Source organism: Paenibacillus cucumis (ex Kampfer et al. 2016), assembly GCF_019748695.1.
Lineage (GTDB): Bacteria > Bacillota > Bacilli > Paenibacillales > Paenibacillaceae > Paenibacillus > Paenibacillus polysaccharolyticus.
The window spans coordinates 1-850 of sequence record NZ_JACLIC010000078.1 but is presented as its reverse complement, the minus strand read 5'-3'; the positions used below and the strand labels follow the sequence as shown (position 1 = coordinate 850).

At 50.7% G+C, this 850-nt stretch carries 1 protein-coding gene; it reads right to left on the bottom strand.

The genetic code is table 11. The annotated features are described in order from the left end of the window. On the bottom strand, positions 1–850 hold an 850-nt coding region (locus H7T88_RS28510), incomplete at both ends, for an AMP-binding enzyme (protein ID WP_221791742.1).

Below are 850 nucleotides of genomic sequence, written 5' to 3'. Positions count from 1 at the left end.
TGCCGATCTACGCCCCCTGTCAGCTCCAGGGCTACCGGCATGTTATAGCCCAGCGAGTCCTGATCCAGCTGATGCAGGACGAGCATCCGTTGCTGCGAAGAAGTGAGGGGATACGTTTCCCGCGGCTCGGCGGTTTCAATCCTCTCGTAACGCAGTTTTGCGGCTTGACGGATGTATACGGCTTGTTGCTCCACCGTGGATGCGCGAAACACCTCGTTCAAGGGCATGTCCACCCCCAAATGCTGATGCATTCTAAAAATGAGGCGTGTCGCTTTTAAGGAATGACCACCCAGATCAAAGAAAGAATCCTGAATTCCAACACGTTCTACCCCCAGCACTTCTTGCCAGATTTCTACCAGCTTAAGCTCAATTTCATCTCGTGGTGTTACATACGCGCTTTCCTCCACACCGCTTGGCTCTGGGAGCACACTCTGGTTTATTTTTCCGTTTGGCGTCAGCGGCAATCGTTCAAGCCAGATAAAGTACGCGGGTACCATATAGCTCGGCACCTTATAACTCATATATTCTTTTAGCTCTTCCGCAACCACTTCAGACTCACCCGATACATACGCACACAGATATTTTTGTCCCTCGTGATCCTCGCGGGCAATAACAGCCACTTCCCGAATTGCCGGATGACTGAGCAGTACTGCTTCTAATTCACCCGTCTCAATACGGTAACCTCGAATTTTAACTTGATGATCCATTCGTCCAAGATACTCCAGGTTTCCATCAGGCATCCATCGGACAAGATCTCCTGTCCGGTACATCCGCTCTCCAGGTTCATACGGATTATCGACAAATCGCTCAGCTGTCAACTCCGGACGATTTACGTATCCACGAGCCACAC